General features: G+C 72.2%; 15 protein-coding genes. 5 read left to right on the top strand and 10 right to left on the bottom strand.

Annotated elements, in window-relative coordinates:
* Nucleotides 1–142: 142 nt before the first annotated feature.
* On the bottom strand, nucleotides 143–1,507 hold the full coding sequence (locus PV796_RS30810; protein WP_274916817.1) for a tyrosine-type recombinase/integrase: 1,365 nt from the start codon (nucleotides 1,505–1,507) through the stop codon (nucleotides 143–145).
* Nucleotides 1,508–1,875: 368 nt separating this feature from the next.
* Between PV796_RS30810 and PV796_RS30805 the strand changes: the two genes are divergently transcribed.
* From PV796_RS30805 to PV796_RS30795, 3 genes are all read left to right on the top strand, one after another.
* Entirely contained in the window at nucleotides 1,876–2,064 is a 189-nt protein-coding gene (locus PV796_RS30805) for a hypothetical protein (RefSeq protein ID WP_274916815.1), read from the top strand.
* Between the two features lie 156 nt (nucleotides 2,065–2,220).
* Nucleotides 2,221–2,484, top strand: coding sequence for a hypothetical protein (locus PV796_RS30800; protein ID WP_274916813.1), 264 nt, complete (start codon nucleotides 2,221–2,223; stop codon nucleotides 2,482–2,484).
* A complete protein-coding gene (locus PV796_RS30795) occupies nucleotides 2,481–2,861 on the top strand; it encodes a hypothetical protein (protein ID WP_274916811.1) in 381 nt (126 codons plus the stop codon). Before PV796_RS30800 ends, PV796_RS30795 begins: the two co-directional genes overlap by 4 nt.
* A 9-nt stretch (nucleotides 2,862–2,870) precedes the next feature.
* Here PV796_RS30795 and PV796_RS30790 read toward each other — a convergent pair whose 3' ends face one another.
* The 8 genes from PV796_RS30790 to PV796_RS30755 form a co-directional block, all read right to left on the bottom strand.
* The gene (locus PV796_RS30790; protein ID WP_274916809.1) at nucleotides 2,871–3,779 is read right to left on the bottom strand and encodes a TrmH family RNA methyltransferase; all 909 of its coding nucleotides are present in this window, start codon (nucleotides 3,777–3,779) and stop codon (nucleotides 2,871–2,873) included.
* Nucleotides 3,780–3,832: 53 nt separating this feature from the next.
* Nucleotides 3,833–5,074, bottom strand: coding sequence for a uroporphyrinogen-III C-methyltransferase (gene cobA / locus PV796_RS30785; protein ID WP_274916808.1), 1,242 nt, complete (start codon nucleotides 5,072–5,074; stop codon nucleotides 3,833–3,835).
* Nucleotides 5,075–5,247: 173 nt separating this feature from the next.
* Nucleotides 5,248–9,495 (bottom strand): nicotinate-nucleotide--dimethylbenzimidazole phosphoribosyltransferase, encoded by a 4,248-nt coding sequence (gene cobT / locus PV796_RS30780; protein ID WP_274916806.1) that lies wholly within the window; start codon nucleotides 9,493–9,495, stop codon nucleotides 5,248–5,250.
* Between the two features lie 235 nt (nucleotides 9,496–9,730).
* Nucleotides 9,731–10,951, bottom strand: coding sequence for a precorrin-6y C5,15-methyltransferase (decarboxylating) subunit CbiE (gene cbiE, locus PV796_RS30775; RefSeq protein WP_274916804.1), 1,221 nt, complete (start codon nucleotides 10,949–10,951; stop codon nucleotides 9,731–9,733).
* Nucleotides 10,952–11,126: 175 nt separating this feature from the next.
* Nucleotides 11,127–11,762 carry a GNAT family N-acetyltransferase gene (locus PV796_RS30770; RefSeq protein ID WP_274916803.1) on the bottom strand — a complete coding sequence of 212 codons (636 nt, stop codon included), beginning with the start codon at nucleotides 11,760–11,762 and terminating at the stop codon, nucleotides 11,127–11,129.
* Between the two features lie 407 nt (nucleotides 11,763–12,169).
* Nucleotides 12,170–13,027 (bottom strand): MetQ/NlpA family ABC transporter substrate-binding protein, encoded by an 858-nt coding sequence (locus tag PV796_RS30765; protein ID WP_274916802.1) that lies wholly within the window; start codon nucleotides 13,025–13,027, stop codon nucleotides 12,170–12,172.
* A 102-nt stretch (nucleotides 13,028–13,129) separates the two neighbouring features.
* Nucleotides 13,130–13,864 carry a methionine ABC transporter permease gene (locus PV796_RS30760; RefSeq protein WP_274916801.1) on the bottom strand — a complete coding sequence of 245 codons (735 nt, stop codon included), beginning with the start codon at nucleotides 13,862–13,864 and terminating at the stop codon, nucleotides 13,130–13,132.
* Nucleotides 13,861–14,913 (bottom strand): methionine ABC transporter ATP-binding protein, encoded by a 1,053-nt coding sequence (locus PV796_RS30755; RefSeq protein ID WP_274916800.1) that lies wholly within the window; start codon nucleotides 14,911–14,913, stop codon nucleotides 13,861–13,863. Before PV796_RS30755 ends, PV796_RS30760 begins: the two co-directional genes overlap by 4 nt.
* Before the next feature lie 662 nt (nucleotides 14,914–15,575).
* Between PV796_RS30755 and PV796_RS30750 the strand changes: the two genes are divergently transcribed.
* Nucleotides 15,576–15,944: a hypothetical protein gene (locus tag PV796_RS30750; RefSeq protein ID WP_274916798.1), complete on the top strand. Its 369-nt coding sequence runs from the start codon at nucleotides 15,576–15,578 to the stop codon at nucleotides 15,942–15,944.
* On the top strand, nucleotides 15,937–16,398 hold the full coding sequence (locus tag PV796_RS30745) for a hypothetical protein (RefSeq protein WP_376569378.1): 462 nt from the start codon (nucleotides 15,937–15,939) through the stop codon (nucleotides 16,396–16,398). Before PV796_RS30750 ends, PV796_RS30745 begins: the two co-directional genes overlap by 8 nt.
* Nucleotides 16,399–16,449: 51 nt before the next feature.
* Here the strand turns inward: PV796_RS30745 and PV796_RS30740 are convergent, their stop codons facing one another.
* Nucleotides 16,450–16,938: a GNAT family N-acetyltransferase gene (locus PV796_RS30740; protein ID WP_274916797.1), complete on the bottom strand. Its 489-nt coding sequence runs from the start codon at nucleotides 16,936–16,938 to the stop codon at nucleotides 16,450–16,452.
* Nucleotides 16,939–16,981: the final 43 nt, after the last annotated feature.

Raw genomic sequence — 16,981 nt, 5'->3', positions numbered from 1 at the left:
AGCCTCCGCGCAGGTGAGAAAACGTGCAGGTGGGTGGGGTTTCCGGCGCGGTCCGGGGCCCCGCCCACCTGCTTTCTTGTCTCACCTCGGTTCGGTCTGGCGCACCGCTGACCAGCCTGTGTGGACGGAGCGTGGACGGGGATTAGGGCTCCGAGACCCGCGGCCGCTCCGCGCGCATCGCTCGCTCGATCAGTGCATTGGCCTGGTCCCGCTGCCCGTCCAGCACCTTGGCGTAGAACTTGTAGAGGACGGCCACGCTGTGGCCCGCGCGACGGGCCACCTCGGTCGGGGCGACGCCTGACGTGATCCAGAGGGAGATGCCGGCCTTGCGCCCGGCGTACGGCACCTCTGCGAAGTGCTGAGCGATCTGCTCGGCAGTGAGCGCCACCTTGCGAGCCTCCTGCCAGAGGTCTGTGTACTCCTTGCTGAGCACGACCCCACCCTGGGCCGCTCGGAACAGCCGCCCGTTCGGAGCCGTGCCGTACCGGTCGATGTGGGCACGCAGCATCTTCACCAGCTTCGGTGGGATCGGAACGTCGCGCACGGACGAACGAGCCCGGCGCTTCAGCCCGCGTTCTTCGTAGGACTTACCGTCGTCCGTCCAGGCCGCTCCCACCCGCGACGCGCTGCCGGAGAGCAGCAGGACGCCCCACCCGTCCTTGGGAAGGGTGCAGTCGCTTTTCCGGAGGTTCATCGCCTCGGCTGGGCGCGTGGCCGCGTAGTAGATGCACGCGAAGAAGGCATGGAGGTGTTCACCGCGAGCGCCGAGCGTCCCGACGGCGTTGATGAGTTCCTCTGCTTGTCGCGGGTTTGGGACGTATCGGAAGTCGATCTCGTCGTCCGTCGCCGGAGGAGACCAGTCGATGGCCGGCAGCGGATTGATCGCGATGCGCTTCCGCTCAACGGCGTACCGCAGCGCGTTGTTGAAGACCGTCCGGCGGTTCGTGATCGTGGTCGCCGCCGCTCGCTTCCCGTTGAGCCGCGTGCTCAGCGCTTTCAGCGCGGAGCGGACCGGCTCGGAGTCGTCCTCCAGGGCGGACATGGGCAGGGCCTTGGCCGACAGCCACGTGAGCGCGGCCATGAGCTGATCAGGCGGATCGGCCCGGTGCTCGGAGAAGTTGAAGGCGTAGCCGGTGAGCGCCCTCCGTAGTACCGCCGGCGCGGGCGCTCCGTTCATGTCCCTGACCAGAGCAGCGGTGACGGCGGCGAGGGCGTCCGCACGCGTGGCCCGGCCCTTCGCCGAAGCGGCCTCGGACCACTTCATCTCCGCATAGTCCTTGGCGTGGTCGAACCAGGTCATCCGAGGTTGGAGCGCGGCGAGTTCGGACTTGGGGAGACCCGTCTCGACGTCGAACTGCTCGCCCTTTCGAGCAGCGGCCATCAACTGGGACCGCCGGCCGTCGGCCAGGGGCTTGGTGGCGAAGCTCTTGGCATGTGTCCTCGGACCGACCAGCCAACGGACCTGGTAGGGCTTCGGGTACTGCGGCCGCACGCGGATCTCGTACATCGTGAACTCGAAGGTCAGCAGGGGAGACTCCAGAGATGGGAGCGGGCCCGACTACCTGCCGGGCCCGCAGCGGCGGATGGATCAGGCGGCGAGTTACTCTTCCTGCTGGTCCCACCAGGCGTCGAGGTCGGCGCCGAGAACGTGGCCAAGCTCCAGGAGGCCGTCAAGCCCTTCGTCGCCGTAGCTCGTGGCTCAGAGACTCCCGATTCGAAGCCAGTGCGCAAGAAGCGGGGCAGGCCCAAGAAGGCCGAGTAGGTACGACATTAGCCCTTCCCAGGCAGTTTGGGGCAGTTCTGGGAGGGGCTACTCTCGTTAGAACGGCTGCCAGCAGCTACAAGCGGGCCTCTGAGTGGAGAGAGAAGTAAGCCATGGAGCAGGGAAACGTCTTCGGGATTCTCGGAGCAGCGATTTTCGAAGAGGAGGTAGCGGGACAGAAGGAAGCACAGGTACTTCTTCCGGGGGGATCCGTAGTGCGTATCAGTGTGCCAGCAGATTTAACCTCTGAAGAGGTCGAAACAGTCGTTAAGCAGGCGCAAGAGCACATGAAGGGGATCTAGTGACCAAGAGGCTGGAAATGAAGAGGGATTGGAAGGTGTAAGGCGACGAACCTGAGCCCCTCTACCCGAACTTGACGCACGGCGAGGCAAAGACCATGCTCGCCGAAGAAGGCCGATACGACGTTTATGCACAGAATGATGAGACCGGGGACACCTATGAGCCTTGAGGATCAAAAGAGCGAGTCAGAGGACTACGAGGTCGTCACGGCCGAGGATGTCACCGAGGAAATCCTAGAAATCGTCCAGGGCATCGTCGAGGGTTGGTACAACGAGGGACCGGTCGACTGGGAGAACGTCTGGGACCGCATGGAGAAGTACAGCCTAGAAGACGGTCGTGGCATCGACATGGGTGGAGACCTCAGCTCCCCGGCCATCCGCAAGATTCAGCGCGAGATCCGCAAGTGGCGGGCGCAGGGATGACGAACTCCGACAAAAAAGGCGATAGACCTGCGTCTATTCGCACAACCTCAAGCAACACCCCTATAGAAGAACAGTGGGAGCAAGCTACGCGCTGGGCGCTAGAGCAAGGGCTGGAGATTGTGGAGTCCTGCGATTCCATCGGCGAGCATGATCGGTACTTGGACCTGCTGAACGGCCTCCTTTCGGGAAAGCACAACGACGTCGCGCTCAATGACGTTGAGGCCACTGACAGTTCAGCTCAACGCACAGCGCTCATCAACATTGCACAGAGATCCGAAGCGGAGGTGCATCTCGCAACCGAAGGAACATCCGCCTCGCACGACAGACATCCCTCGAACGCCGACAACAATGATGAATCTCGCGGCGCGCCCTACTGAGCCGGTTAATCACCGCAGCGTGTAGAAGCTGATCGCTGCCGCAGCAGCGATGTTGAGGGAGTCAACTCCGTGGGACATGGGAATGCGCACCCACTCATCGGCGGCTCGCAGCCAATTCGACGAGAGCCCATGCCCCTCAGAACCAAGCATCACTCCGAATTTTTCGAGTTCCTCTCGGTCTACCTCGTCGAGCAGTGTTGCCTTCACGTCGGGCGTCAATGCCAGCATTTTGAAGCCCGCGTCCCTCACCACCTCAAGAGCGCGAGGACCAGGTTCAAGTCGGGCGTAGGGGATAGTGAACACCGCCCCCATGGAGACCTTCACAGCCCGCCGGTAGAGAGGGTCGGCACAGTCGGAGGACAGCAGCACAGCTTCGATGCCCAGGGCGGCAGCGCTTCGGTACACCGTGCCTAGGTTCGCGTGGTCCACGATGCCCTCCAGGAGGGCGATCCGACGGGGCGGCGCCACGTTTTCGCAGGTCAGAGCCCCTTGCGTACTTGGGTATGATGCTGTGTCACACATGTTGGTGTGGTCGTTGACCGCCTCCATGACCGCGATCCGGCGGGTGCCGGCGAGGAGTTCGGCGGCGGTGGGCAGCGGCTTGCGCTGCATGGAGGCGAGCGCGCCGCGGTGCACGTGATAGCCCGTCACGCGCTCCGCGAGGTCGGGGCTGACGGCGTAGACCGGGGCCGGGACCTCGTCGATGACGTCGCGCATCGCGTCGACCCACTTGGACGACAGGAGCATCGAGCGCATCTCGTAACCGGCGTGCCGGGCGCGGCGGATGACCTTCTCGCCCTCGGCGATGAAGAGTCCTTCGGCCGGTTCGCGCCGGCGGCGCAGCTCGACGTCGGTGAGGTCGGTGTAGTCGCGCAGCCGCGGGTCGTCCGGGTCCTCGACGGTGATGATTTCTGCCACGGGGAGAGGGTGCCTTGTCGGTGTCGGGGTGCCAATGGGCGGGCGCGCGGGGGTTATTCGGCTGCGGGGGCGGGCGGGGTGAGGCCGACCACGTCGCCGATGACGATGACGGCGGGCGGGCGGACGCCTTCGGCCCGTACGGTCTCGCCGAGGGTGGCGAGGGTGGCGTCCACGCGGCGCTGGGCGGCGGTGGTGCCCTCCTGGACGACGGCGGCGGGGGTGTCGGCGGGGCGGCCGCACGCTATGAGCTTGGCGGCGATGGCGCCGCTGTTCTCCACGCCCATGAGGATGACGAGGGTGCCGCGGAGCGTGGCGAGCGCCGGCCAGTCGACCAGGGAGCGTGCGTCGTCGGGGGCGACGTGGCCGCTGACGACGGTGAACTCGTGGGCCACCCCGCGGTGGGTGACGGGGATGCCGGCGGCGCCGGGGACGGAGATGGTGCTGGAGATGCCGGGGACGACGGTGCAGGGGATGCCGGCCTCGGCGAGCGCCTGGGCCTCCTCCATGCCGCGGCCGAAGACGAACGGGTCGCCGCCCTTGAGGCGGACCACGGCCTTGCCGGCCTTGGCGTGCTCGATGAGGGCGTTGTTGATGGCCTCCTGGGCCATGAAGCGGCCGTACGGGATCTTCGCGGCGTCGATCACCTCGACGTGCGGCGGGAGTTCGGCGAGCAGGTCGCGCGGGCCGAGCCGGTCGGCGATGACGACGTCGGCCTCGGCGAGCAGGCGGCGGCCGCGGACGGTGATCAGGTCGGGGTCGCCGGGGCCGCCGCCGACCAGCGCCACGCTGGGGGTGTGCGAGCGGCGGTGGTGCGGGGCGGCGATGCTGCCGTTGTGCAGGCCCTCGACGATGGCGTCGCGGACGGCGGCGGAGCGGCGCGGGTCGCGGCCGGTGAGGACGGCCACGGTGACGCCCTCGCTGCGGCCGGTGGCCGGGGTCCAGGCGGTGGCGGCGCCGGCGTCGTCGGAGCGGACCGCCCAGACGCGGCGCTCCTCGGCCTCCTGGGAGGCGGCGGCGTTGGCCTCGGGGTCGTCGGTGGAGATCAGCGCGTACCAGGCGCCGTCGAGGTCGCCGGGGCGGTAGCGGCGGCGTTCCCAGCGCAGTTCGCCGGCGTCGGCCATGGCCTCGACGGAGGCGGTGGCGGACGGGGAGATCAGCAGCACGTCGGCGCCGGCGGCGAGGAGCGAGGGGAGGCGGCGCTGGGCGACCTGGCCGGCGCCGAGGACGACCACGCGACGGCCGGAGAGCCGCAGTCCGACGGGGTAGGCGACGTGTTCGGCGACGGGCTCGGCCATGGTGGTGTGGCTCCTCGTGGAGTGGTGCGAGTTCGACGACCGTGTCAGTCGCTGCGGCGCCGGAGCGGCGCAGAGGGGTACGGCCGAGGGGAACGTACGGCCCCGGCCCACAGCCTATGGGGCTGCGGGCCGGGGGTCATGCGGGGGCGGCCGCCTACCGGCCGGCCCCGGTGTCAGCCCTTTTCGGTGACCCCGGCGGCGTCGAAGGTGGCGACCTCGTGCATGGCACGGGCGGCGCTCTGCACGACGGGGAGCGCCAGCAGGGCGCCGGTGCCCTCGCCGAGCCGCAGGTCGAGGTCGACCAGCGGGCGCAGGCCGAGCTTGTTGAGCGCGGCGACGTGGCCGGGCTCGGCGCTGCGGTGGCCGGCGATGCAGGCGGCCAGGGCCTCGGGGGCGATGGCCCGGGCGACCAGGGCGGCGGCGCCGGCGCTGACGCCGTCCAGGATCACCGGGGTGCGCAGCGAGGCGCCGCCGAGGATCAGGCCGACCATGGCCGCGTGCTCCAGGCCGCCGAGGGCGGCGAGGATGCCGATCGGGTCGGCCGGGTCCGGCTGGTGGAGCTCCAGGGCGCGGCGGACCACCTCGACCTTGCGGGCGTGCGTCTCGTCGTTGATGCCGGTGCCGCGGCCGGTGACCTCGGCCGGGTCGACGCCGGTGTAGACGGCGATCAGGGCGGCCGACGCGGTGGTGTTGGCGATGCCCATCTCGCCGGTCAGCAGCGCCTTGTTGCCGGCCGCGACGAGGTCCCGGGCGGTCTCGATGCCGACCTCGATGGCCTTGAGGGCGTCCTCCTGGGTCATCGCCGGGCCCTGGGTGAAGTCGGCGGTGCCGGGGCGGACCTTGCGGGGCAACAGGCCGGGTGTGGCCGGGAGTTCGCCGGCGACGCCGACGTCGACGACGCAGACCTCGGCGCCGACCTGGTTGGCGAAGGCGTTGCAGACCGCGCCGCCGCCCAGGAAGTTGGCGACCATCTGGCCGGTGACCTCCTGGGGCCAGGGGGTCACGCCCTGGGCGTGCACGCCGTGGTCACCGGCGAAGATCGCGACCGCGGCCGGCTCCGGGATGGGCGGCGGGCACTTGCGGGACAGGCCGCAGAGCTGCGCGGAGATGATCTCCAGCATGCCGAGCGCGCCGGCCGGCTTGGTCATCCGCTTCTGCCGCTCCCACGCCTCGCCGAGCGCCTTGGCGTCCAGCGGGCGGATGCCGGCGAGGGTCTCCTGGAGGAGGTCGTGCGGGTCCTCGCCCGGGAGGGCGCGGCGGCCGTAGGTCTCCTCGTGGACGACCCAGGACAGCGGGCGGCGCTTGGACCATCCGGCCTGGAGGAGCTCGGGGTCGTCCGGGAACTCGTCGACGTAGCCGACGCAGAGGTAGGCGACGACTTCGAGGTGTTCGGGCAGGCCCAGTTCGCGGACCATCTCCCGCTCGTCGAAGAAGCTGACCCAGCCGACGCCCAGGCCCTCGGCGCGGGCGGCGAGCCAGAGGTTCTCGACGGCGAGCGCGGAGGAGTACGGGGCCATTTGCGGCTGGGTGTGCCGGCCGAGGGTGTGCCGGCCGCCGCGGGTGGAGTCGGCGGTGACGACGATGTTCACCGGCGTTTCGAGGATCGCCTCGATCTTCAGCTCGCGGAACTGCTTGGCGCGGGCCTTGGGCAGCGACTGGGCGTACGCCTCGCGCTGCCGCATGGCGAGCTCGTGCATCTTGGCGCGGGTCTCTTCCGACCGGATGACGACGAAGTCCCAGGGCTGGGAGTGGCCGACGCTGGGGGCGGTGTGGGCCGCCTCCAGGACGCGCAGCAGGACCTCGTTGGGGATCGGGTCGGGGCGGAAGCCGTTGCGGATGTCGCGGCGTTCGCGGATGACGCGGTGGACGGCGGCCCGCTCGGAGTCGTCGTAGGCGGCCGCGGGAGCGGTCGTCGGCTCGGGCTGTGCGGTGGGGGCCTGGGCCTCGGCGGGGTGCCCGTCGTCACCGTCGGCGTGCTCGACGAACTGGGCGTCGTCCTGGGCGTGCGGGCGGTCGTCGGCCTCGGCCGGGACGAGTTGGTCGGGGGCGGGGGCCTGCGGGGCCTCGGCGGCGGGCTCCTGCGGGGTGGCTTCGGCGGCCGGGACGGAGTCCCGCTCGTGGGTGGCCTGGGCCGGGATCTGGGGGGTGGCGGCCGGCGCCTCGGGGGCGGCGGGCTGGGCGGGGGCCTCGGTGGGGGCCTCGGCCTGAGCGGCGTCGGCGGCCTCGGGCTGCGCGGTCGGCTGCTCGTCGGCCGGGGCGGCCGGCGGCTGCGCGGGCTCCGCGGCGGGCGGTCGGACCTCGGTCTCCGCGGCCGCGGCGGGCTGCGACTGGCCGGCTGCGTCCTGGGGTTGTGCCTCGGGCGCCTCTATGACGGGCTGTTGGGCGGCCGGCTGCTGGTCGGCCGGGGTGACGTCCGCGCGGGCCGGCTCGGCCTCGGTGGACTGCTGGGCGTCGGCGGGCTGTTGGGCCTCGACGGCGGGCTGCTCGGGCTGCTGGACCGGCTGTTCCGGGGTGGCGGCGGGCTCGGGGGCCTCGACGGAGGCCTCGGGGGCCGGCGCTTCCGCGGCCTCGGGGGTGGGCTGCGGGGCGGCGGCCGCTTCGGGCTGCGGCTGGTCCGGGGCGGGGGCCGGGGCCTGGTCCGCCGGGGCGTCGGCCGGCTGTTGGGCGGCGGGCCGCTCGGCCGGTTCCGCGGGGGCCGGGGCCGGCTCGGCGACCGGCGGCTGGCCGGCGGCGGGCGCCTCCGCCGCCTCGGGCTGCTGCGACGCGACCGGGACGGTGTCCTGGGCGGCCGGGCCGGCGGCGTCGGCGGCGGGCTGCTCGGAGGTCGGGGTCGGCTGGGGCTGGGCCTGCGGGGCGGCGGGCTCGACGGTATCGGCCTGCTGAGCGGCGTCGGCCGCGGGCTCCGCGACCGGGGCCGGGGCGGGGGTCTCGGCCTGGGGTGACGACTGCTCGGCGGGCGCCTGCGCGGGGGCCGGAGCGGCGGCGGCCTCGGGGGTGCCGGCCTCCGCCGGGGCCTCGGCCGGAACGTCCTGAGTGGCGACGCCGGTCGCGTCCACAACGATGGGAGCGGCGGCACTCTCGACGACCCCAGGGGCGGCGGCCTCCGCCGCCGGCTCCTGCTGGGGCTGCTCCTCGGGCACCTCCTGCGGCTGCGCCGCCACACCCTGCGGCGGCTGCTCCGCCTGTACGGCCTCGGCCTGCTGCATCTGCTCCGCCGCCGTCTGCGCCACCGCGGCCTGCTCGGCCGGCAGTTGCTCGGTGGGGGGCTGCTCAACGGACGGCTGCTCGGCCGGCAGGTGCGTGGCCGGCGGCTGCTCGGTGGGCAGCGCGCCGTCCTGGGCGTCGGGCTGAACGTGCGGCCGGGCGTCCTGCGGGACGTCTGCCCGGACATCTCCCTGGACGTCCTGCGGCACTGGTGCGACCGGCGGCCGGGCCTCCGAACCGGGGCCCTCCGGCGCCTGGTTGACGGGCACCTGAGCCTCCGGCGCCGGCCCCTGCGGCACGGCCGCTTCCACCGCGGCCTGGGCGGGCGCCTCGGGCCACGGCTGCGCCTGGACCGGCGCATGGGGCGGGATCTGGCCCAACTGCGGCCCGGGCAGCGGGCCTTGACCCGCGGCCCCGTAGGACTGCTCGGCGTACGCCTGGCCTGCGTAGGGCTGCTGGTCGGAAGCCGGCAGCGGTGCGGCCGGCGGGGCCTGGTGGGCGGCGTCCGCGGGCGCGACGGGCCGGGGGGAGGGCTGGCCGGGCGCCGACCCGTCGGCGGCGGGCTGCGGCTCCGCGGGCTGGCCCTCGGTGGGCTGCGGGAGCGGCGGAGCGGTCTCGACGGGGGCGTCGAGGTACTCGGGGCCGGGGGCCGGGGCGGCCTGCCGGGCGGCCGGCTGGGGCGCGTCCGCGGGGCCGCGGTCGGCCAGCGAACGGACCACGCCGCCGGTCGCGTCCGGGACCGGCGGGCCCATGTGGAGCGGGCGGCGGGGCGCGGCGACACCACGGGCACGGGCCGGCTGCTGGGGTGCGGCCGGCGGCGGGATGCGGACGGCACCGAGGTCGACGGAACCGGAGTCCCGGCCCCCGGTCTCGTGGTCGCCGGCCGGGGCGGCCACCGGTTCGTAGGCGGCGACCGGGGCGCCGGTGGCGGGGTCGTACGGTGCGGCCGGCTGCGGCGGTACGGCCTGCGGCTGCGGGAGTTGCTGGGCGGGCTGCGGCATCTGCTGGGCGCCCTGCTCGCTCCAGGCGCCCTGGGCGCCCGGCATCAGCAGGTCGTCCTCCTCGACGGCGCCGTCACCGGGGCCGAGGTAGGGGTAGTCGCCGGGGTGCTGGGCGGAGCCGGGGGCGGCAGGGGTGGGGACGGCCTGCGGCTGCCCGCGGTGTCCGCCTGCGCTCTCCGGCTGTCCCTGGCCCGGGACCTGGCCGGTGTCGGTCATGCGTACCCCTCGCCCACTGCTAGTGCTCCTTCCAACCGCTCGTGCGACGCGCCGACCGGTGCGCACCGACGCCCCAATAGCGAGAACGAGCGAGCACGCCTCCCGGCACGTCCGCCCTCAAGAGCTTCATTTTCGTCCAAAACCACGGCAAATTCGGGATATTGGCGTACGAAGCCGAACGCGGAACGGCGGCGCAACGATCCGCCAGCCTACCCCGCGCGGGTGGTCTTCCTGGTCACGGGTGAGGAACGCGATAGCCGCTCAGCAAAAACACCACAGCGCGTTCACGTTCGACCCAAACGGAAGTGTCCAGTTCTACGGACTGCAGGAGGGCGCACTCGACTTCGTAGCCGCCGTCGGCGAGCGCGCGGCCCAGCTCCTCGGCCTCGTCGCGGGTGGCGGCGTGGGTGACGATCCGTTCGGGGCGGCGGGCCGCGCAGGCGGTGACCACGGCCACTCCCCCGGCGCCGATCCGCACCACGTCGGGCTCGGGGAGGTCCTCCAGGATCTGCGGTGCGCGGCCGTGCACGGCCTGGAGTTGGACTCCGTGCCGGCGGGCCAGGGCGGCGGCGCGGCCGCAGGCGTCCGGGTCGGCGTCGACCGCGATGACCGCGGCGCCGAACCGCGCGGCCTCCACTGCCGCGGCCCCACTGCCCGAGCCGATGTCCCAGACCAGGTCGCCCATCCGCGGCCCGAGGCGGGCGAGTTGTGCGGTGCGCAGTTGGGCGGACTCGCCCTCTCCGAGCACGCCTCCGTGGGCGCGGGCCGGAAGTCCCCAGCCGCGCGGGCCCGTCGGGTACCCGACCTCGTGGCCGGCGAGCCAGCCGGTGCCCTGGGCGGCGGCGCCGGCGGGCGAACCGCCCACGACGATCACGACGTTGGGGTCGCGCCATACGTGGTCGGCGACCTTGTCGGATGTGAGGACGGTCACCCGTTCCCGTTCGGTGCCGAGGTCCTCGCAGATGACGAAGGTGCGGTGCACGCCGTCCAGGAGGAGGGCGAGTTCGGCGGGGCCGGCGCCGGGCGAGGTGAGCACCGCGACCTTGGGGTGGGCGCGGCAGACGTTGACCGCGCGGCGCAGGTCGCGGCTGTGGGCGACGACGATTTGAGCGTCGTCCCAGGGCATGCCGGCCCGGGCGAAGGCGGCGGCGACGGCGGAGACGGCCGGCACCACCTCGACCTCCAGGCCGTGTTCGGGGGCGCGCAGGGTGCGGACGACGCCGAAGAAGCCGGGGTCGCCGTCGGCGAGGACGACGGCGGTGCCGCGGTGCTGGGCGATGCGGCGGGCGGCCAGGGTGACGCTGCCGAGCCGGATCCGTTCGGCGGCCGGCGGGACCTCGGGCAGCGCGAGGTGGTGGGCGGCGCCGGCGACCAGGGTCGCGGCGCCGAGGGCGGCGCGGGCGACCGCGGTCAGCGGAGAGCCGTCCCATCCGATCACCGTGACCCGGTCGGCCATGCTGGTCTGTCTCCTGGGGCTGGTGGGGTTTCCGGGCGGGCGGCTGGCAGGCGCGTCGGCCGGCCGGCGGGCGGGGGCGCTGCGGGGTGCCGGTCCGCGCTGGTCGGGCAGGCCCGGCCGGTGTCCGGCAGGCCGAGGGTACCGCGGGGGTGGCGGGTGGGAGGTGGCGCGGGGGTCAGTTCCACTCGGGGTAGGCGAAGCCGTTGGCGTCGACCATCTGGGGCGGGAGTCCGTCGAGGTCCTCGGGGAGCAGGCTCCAGACGATCTGGTCCGTGCGGAGGTCGGTCCAGGTGCCGTCCTCGGCGCGGCTCCTGGCTATGCAGGCGTTGCGCAGTACGCCCTCGCTGATGCAGCCGATCTTCTGGGCGACCTGTTGGGAGGCCGTGTTGCCGGCGGCGGTGCGCAGTTCCAGGCGCTCGAACTTCTGGTCCTGGAAGAGCCAGCGGGCGGTGGCGAGGGCGGCCTCGGAGGCGTATCCCTCGCCGCGGGCCCAGGAGGCGACGATGTAGGAGAGTTCGGTGGAGCGAACGCGCCAGTTGGTGCGGCTGAGTTGGATGATGCCGACCAGGCGCTGGGTGAGGAACTCGGTGACCGCGAGGTCCAGGCCGCGGCCCGCGATGCGTTCGGTGGGGGCGTATCTGGTGATCCAGGCGCGGGCGGCGTCCTCGGAATAGGGCTGGGGCACCGCGGTCCAGGCGGCGATGAGTTCGTCGTCCATCATCGCGGCCAGGGCGGGGGCGTCGTCCTCGTCGAGCGGGCGCAGCACCAACCGGTCCGTGCTGAGGGAGATGTCCGGGAAGGTGGATGTCATGCCGATGCTCCAACGCCGTTGACTGGGTGCTCCCGGACGTCGCGCGGACCCTGTGCGCCGCGCGGCCGGGGCCCGCTGACCAGTCCCGCCCACCCCCCGAAGGGGGGTGGGCGGCGGGGAAAAAAAACAAGAGGCGCGGGTGGGCGGCGGGCTATACGGGACAGCCCCCTCGCCCGTAGGTGAGCGCCCGAACCACCGCCGGACGCCTCGTCCTTGACGGGACGGGCTTCTCGCCCGTAGACGAGCGAGCAGCCCGCCCACCCGTAGGCAAGGAAGCGACCCGTCCGCCCGTAGGCGAGCGAGTCGCCCGTCCACCCCGTAGGCGAGGGGACGGCTCTCCCGCCCCGTAGTCGGGGGAGCGCCCGCCCGCCTCAGGGGCAGAGCGGCGCGCCCCCGCTACCGGGGCGTCAGCTCTTGACCGGGCCGAAGGCCGGAATGACCGAGCCGTCCTTGTACTTGTCCTCGATGAACTTCTTGACCTCGTCGGAGTTGAGGAGCTTGGCCAGCTTCTTCACCCGGGGGTCGTTCTCGTTGCCCTTCTTGACGGCGAGGAAGTTGGCGTAGGGGTTGCCCTTCGCCTTCTCCAGGGCGAGGGCGTCCTTGGAGGGCTTGAGGTGGGCGCCGACCGCGAAGTTGCCGTTGATGACGGCGGCGTCGACGTCGGCCAGGCGCGGCGCGGTCTGCGCGGCCTCCAGCTCGGTGATCTTGATGCCCTTGTTGTCCTTGACGTCGGTCAGCTTGGCGTCGGAGCCGACGCCCGGCTTGAGGGTGATGACGCCGTTGTCGGCGAGCAGCTTGAGCGCGCGGCCCTCATTGGACGGGTCGTTGGGGACGGAGATGGTGTCGCCGGCCTTGAGGTCGGAGAGCTTGTGGACCTTGTTGGAGTAGACGCCCAGCGGCTCGATCTCGACGTTGACGACCGGCACGATGTGGGTGCCGTTCTCCTTGTTGAAGGTGTCCAGGAACGGCTTGTGCTGGAAGAAGTTGGCGTCTACCTGGCCGTCGTCGGTGACCTTGTTGGGCATCTTGTAGTCGTTGAACGTCTTCACGACCAACTTGAGGCCGACCTGCGGCGCCAGCTTGTCCTTGACGTAGTCGAGGATCGTGGCGTGCGGGGTGGGGCTGGCGGCGACGACGAGGGGGGCGTTCTTGTCGTTCTTGTCGCTGCTCGCGGTGGCGTCGGAGGGGGCGCTGCACGCGCTCGCGCCGAGAGCGACGGCGGAGGCTGCGGCTATCGCCACGGTGATCTTGATGGTGTTACGCACGAAGAGTGCCTCTTTCTTGTGCACACGGGGTCCGTGTGGGCTGCGCCCGGCAAAGGGTCCGGGCTTGCGGGGTGACGCGGAGGGTACGGGTGGTGCGCGGGGTCAGGCAGCCTCGGTGACCGGCGCGGGCTCCTCGGTGCGGACCCGGCGCAGGCCGACCCGCAGGGAGGAGGCGCGGGAGCCGCGGCGGGCGAGCCGGCGGACGATCAGGTCGCCGAGCAACTGGACGACGGTGACGATGACGATCAGCTCGACCACGGTGATGATCATGAGCGAGGTCTCGTACTGCTGGTAGCCGTAGGTGTAGGCGAGGTTGCCCAGTCCGCCGCCGCCGACCGCGCCGGCGATCGCCGAGTAGCCGATCAGCGTGATGACGGTGGTGGTGATGGCGGCGACCAGGGCCGGCAGCGCCTGCGGGAGCAGCACCTTGAAGATGACGGTCCAGGTGCCGCCGCCCATCGCCTGGGCGGCCTCGACCAGCCCGTGGTCGACCTCCCGCAGCGCGGCCTCGACGAGGCGGGCGAAGAACGGGATGGCCGCGATGGCGAGCGGGACCACGGCGCCGGTCGGGCCGATGGAGACGCCGACGACGAGCCGGGTGAAGGGGATCAGCACCACGATCAGGATCAGGAACGGGAAGGACCGCCCGATGTTCACGATCGCGCCGAGGGCCTTGTTCACCACGACGTTCTGGAGCAGGCCGCCGCGGACGGTCAGGTGCAGCAGGACGCCGACGGGGATGCCGACGAGGACCGCGTAGAACGTGGACCACCACACCATGAAGAGGGTGTCGAGGGTGGCGTCGGACAGCAGCGGCTGCATGTCGTTCCAGCTCACTGTGCACCTTCCTTCTGGAGCGGGGTGGTGGTCGTCGGGGCGGCGTCCTCGCCGACGACGTCCACCTGGAGGCCCTGCTCGCGCAGGAAGCCGATGGGCACGACGTTGTCCTCGAAGCGACCGGGCAGCTCGATGCGCATCCGGCCGACCTGCTTGCCGCCGATGGTGTCCATGGCGGCGCCGAGGATGGAGACGTCGACGTTGTAGGTGCGGGCCAGCTCGGAGATGACCGGGCGGGTGGCGGCCGAGCCGTGGAAGGTGACGTCGACGACGGTGCGGTCCTCGGCGGAGGGCTCGCCGCCGACCGGGAACAGCTCCCGGGCGAGCTCGGAGCCGGGGGTGGCGAGGAGATCGGCGACGGTGCCCTGCTCGATGATCCGGCCGCCCTTCATCAGCGCGGCGGAGTCGCAGATGGTCTTGACGACGTCCATCTCGTGCGTGATGAGGACGACGGTCAGGCCGAGCTGCCGGTTGAGGTCGCGCAGCAGCGTCAGGATGGAACGGGTGGTCTCCGGGTCGAGGGCGCTGGTGGCCTCGTCGGAGAGCAGCACCTTGGGGTCGCCGGCCAGCGCCCGGGCGATGCCGACGCGCTGCTTCTGGCCGCCGGAGAGCTGTGCGGGGTACGCGTGGGCCTTGTCGGCGAGGCCGACCAGGTCCAGCAGCTCCAGGGCCTTGCGGGCGCGGTCGCGGCGGGAGACCTTGAGGATCTCCAGCGGCAGCTCGACGTTGTCCTGGACGGTGCGCGAGGACAACAGGTTGAAGTGCTGGAAGACCATGCCGATGTGGCTGCGCGCGGCGCGCAGCGCGGCATTGGCGCGCTGACCCCGTCCGCCGAGGGCGGTGAGGTCCTGGCCGGCCACGGTGACCGTGCCGGAGGTGGGGCGCTCCAGGAGGTTGAGGCAGCGGATGAGGGTGGACTTACCGGCGCCGCTCTGACCGATGACGCCGTACACCTCGCCCTCGCGGACGTGTAGGTCGACGCCGTCCAGGGCGGCGACCTCGCGGCCTCCGGATCGGTAGACCTTGGTCAGGCCCGTTGTGGTGATCACAGGGAATTCCGTCACTGTCGAGTGCTCGGCGGCTGGCCCGCCGGGCACGGGGCATTCTGGCGAGTGCGGCAGGGGGAAACGGGGAGCGGCGGTGGGCGCGGGGCCCGGCTCCGGGTTCCGGTGACGCGGGGCGGCCGAAGGGCGCGTGCTGCGTCGTCCGGCTCATGGCGGAAGGCTCGCTTCGGGGCGCGAGGCGTACGGCGGGGGCCCTCAGCGGTCACACATTCGACACATGCAACGAGCACCGGGCATGAGGAATGCCTCGGTCGCGGGGGTGCGGCGGCTCGTCGTGGTCATGGCGGCCAGTAAACCAGACGGCGGTGTGGCCGAATCAAGCCCGTCCGCATAGCGGACAGTGCCGCTCGCTCCCTGGACCGGGCCGCCGGAGCCGGACGATCTCGGTGCGGTCGCCGGTGGCCTGGGCGGATGTCGGCGGGGGCGCGGGGCCCGGTGGTCCAGCCGGCGGGCGGTGGCGGCGCGGGCTGTGGCCAACACCACGGCCGGTGGGCCGGTCGCCCGCCGGGACGACGGGCCGGCATCGGGCGGCCATCGGGCCGGCGGGCCGCGGCGGGGCCGGACGCGGCGGGCCGCCCGGCGCCGATTAGCATCGGGCCCATGCCCCACAACCCCACGGCGCGCGGCCGCCTCGCCCGGAGGCCGCGGTGATCGACGCGCTGACGCTCGCGGTCGGCGTGACCGCTCTCGCGCTGGCCGCCTGGTGCGGCTTCGCCGCGTACCGCAACGAGCCCACCAAGGACTGGCACTTCATCGGCATGGCCGTGGTGTCCCTGCTGTGCATCGTCCAACTGGTCATCTCCCTCGTGCAGTTGGCGCGCGGGCAGCACCCGGACAAGGGCACCGCGCTGTTCCTGGCGTATCTGCTCGGGGCGGCCGCGTGCGTGCCGGCGACCGGGTTCATGTCGCTCTCCGAGCGGACCCGGTGGGGCTCGGCCACCGTCGCCGCGGGCTCCGTGGTGCTGGCGGTTTTGGAAGTACGGCTCTTCGACATCTGGGGAGGCGGCAGTGCCTGAGGCTGCCCCGAAGACCACTGCGGCACGGGCCGCGCAGCAGACCACGGAGCGGGATCCGGGCACGAGGCTGGGCGCCGGCCCGGGGCGGCTGTTGGTCACCGTCTACGGCGTCTTCACCGTGGCCGCCGCGTCCCGCTCGCTCTACCAACTGATCGCCCAGTTCGACCGCGCCCCGCTGGCGTACGTGCTGTCGGCGGTCTCCGCGTTGATCTACGGCTTCATCACCTTCTCGCTGGTGCGCGGCGGCGAGGTGGCCCGACGGGCGGCGATCGTCTGCTGCGCGCTGGAGATCCTCGGGGTGCTGGGCATCGGCACCTGGACGCTGGTGGATCCGGCGGCGTTCGCGGACTCCACGGTCTGGTCGTACTACGGCATGGACTACCTCTTCATCCCGGTCGCCCTGCCGGTCACCGGTCTGATGTGGCTGCGCCGGGCCCGTACCGCGAAGGTCTGACCCCGTACGGAGGTCTCCGGGCCCGCCCGTGGTGCGGGCCCGGTGACGGCGTCACGGCGCGGCGGTGAGCGTCTTCTCCAGCGTGATCAGGCTGAGCCGGCGGGTCAGTTGCTCGGTGCCGACGGGGGCGTAGCCGTGGTCGCGGTAGAGGCGGAGGTTGGCCTCGCTGCGGTGGCCGGTGAACAGGCGGTAGCGCTTGGCGGACCGCTCCGTCGCGAGCCGCTGCTCGACGGCGGCCAGCAGTCGGCCGCCGAGCCCATGCCGCTGGAGCCGGGGGTGCACGATCAACTTGCCGATCTTCGCGGTGCCGTCGGCGTCGACCGTGCCGCGTACCGAGCCGACCACCTCTTGGCCGAGTCTGGCCACCATGACGCAGCCGTCGGCGAGTTCGGCGCGCAGCGAGTCCAGGGTCTGGGTCAGGGGCTCGATCCCGTAGTCGTCGTAGAGCGCGGCCTCGGACTGGTAACAGAGGTATTGGAGTTTGAGGATCTGCTCGGCGTCGTCGTCGGTCGCCGTCGAGATCGTCACGCTCGTGCCCATGCGCGTGTGCCTCCCCATTCGGTTCAATGTCCGCTGTGGTTCG

This window comes from Streptomyces sp. WZ-12, assembly GCF_028898845.1.
GTDB lineage: Bacteria > Actinomycetota > Actinomycetes > Streptomycetales > Streptomycetaceae > Streptomyces.
This window is presented reverse-complemented; position numbering and strand designations above follow the sequence as displayed.

What these genes read in the sequence shown, in the direction of transcription:
- PV796_RS30810 (WP_274916817.1), bottom strand. Translation starts at nt 1,507, where the DNA reads ATGTACGAGATCCGCGTGCGGCCGCAGTACCCGAAGCCCTACCAGGTC.
- PV796_RS30805 (WP_274916815.1), top strand. Translation starts at nt 1,876, where the DNA reads ATGGAGCAGGGAAACGTCTTCGGGATTCTCGGAGCAGCGATTTTCGAA.
- PV796_RS30800 (WP_274916813.1), top strand. Translation starts at nt 2,221, where the DNA reads ATGAGCCTTGAGGATCAAAAGAGCGAGTCAGAGGACTACGAGGTCGTC.
- PV796_RS30795 (WP_274916811.1), top strand. Translation starts at nt 2,481, where the DNA reads ATGACGAACTCCGACAAAAAAGGCGATAGACCTGCGTCTATTCGCACA.
- cobA (WP_274916808.1), bottom strand. Translation starts at nt 5,074, where the DNA reads ATGGCCGAGCCCGTCGCCGAACACGTCGCCTACCCCGTCGGACTGCGG.
- cobT (WP_274916806.1), bottom strand. Translation starts at nt 9,495, where the DNA reads ATGACCGACACCGGCCAGGTCCCGGGCCAGGGACAGCCGGAGAGCGCA.
- cbiE (WP_274916804.1), bottom strand. Translation starts at nt 10,951, where the DNA reads ATGGCCGACCGGGTCACGGTGATCGGATGGGACGGCTCTCCGCTGACC.
- PV796_RS30770 (WP_274916803.1), bottom strand. Translation starts at nt 11,762, where the DNA reads ATGACATCCACCTTCCCGGACATCTCCCTCAGCACGGACCGGTTGGTG.
- PV796_RS30740 (WP_274916797.1), bottom strand. Translation starts at nt 16,938, where the DNA reads ATGGGCACGAGCGTGACGATCTCGACGGCGACCGACGACGACGCCGAG.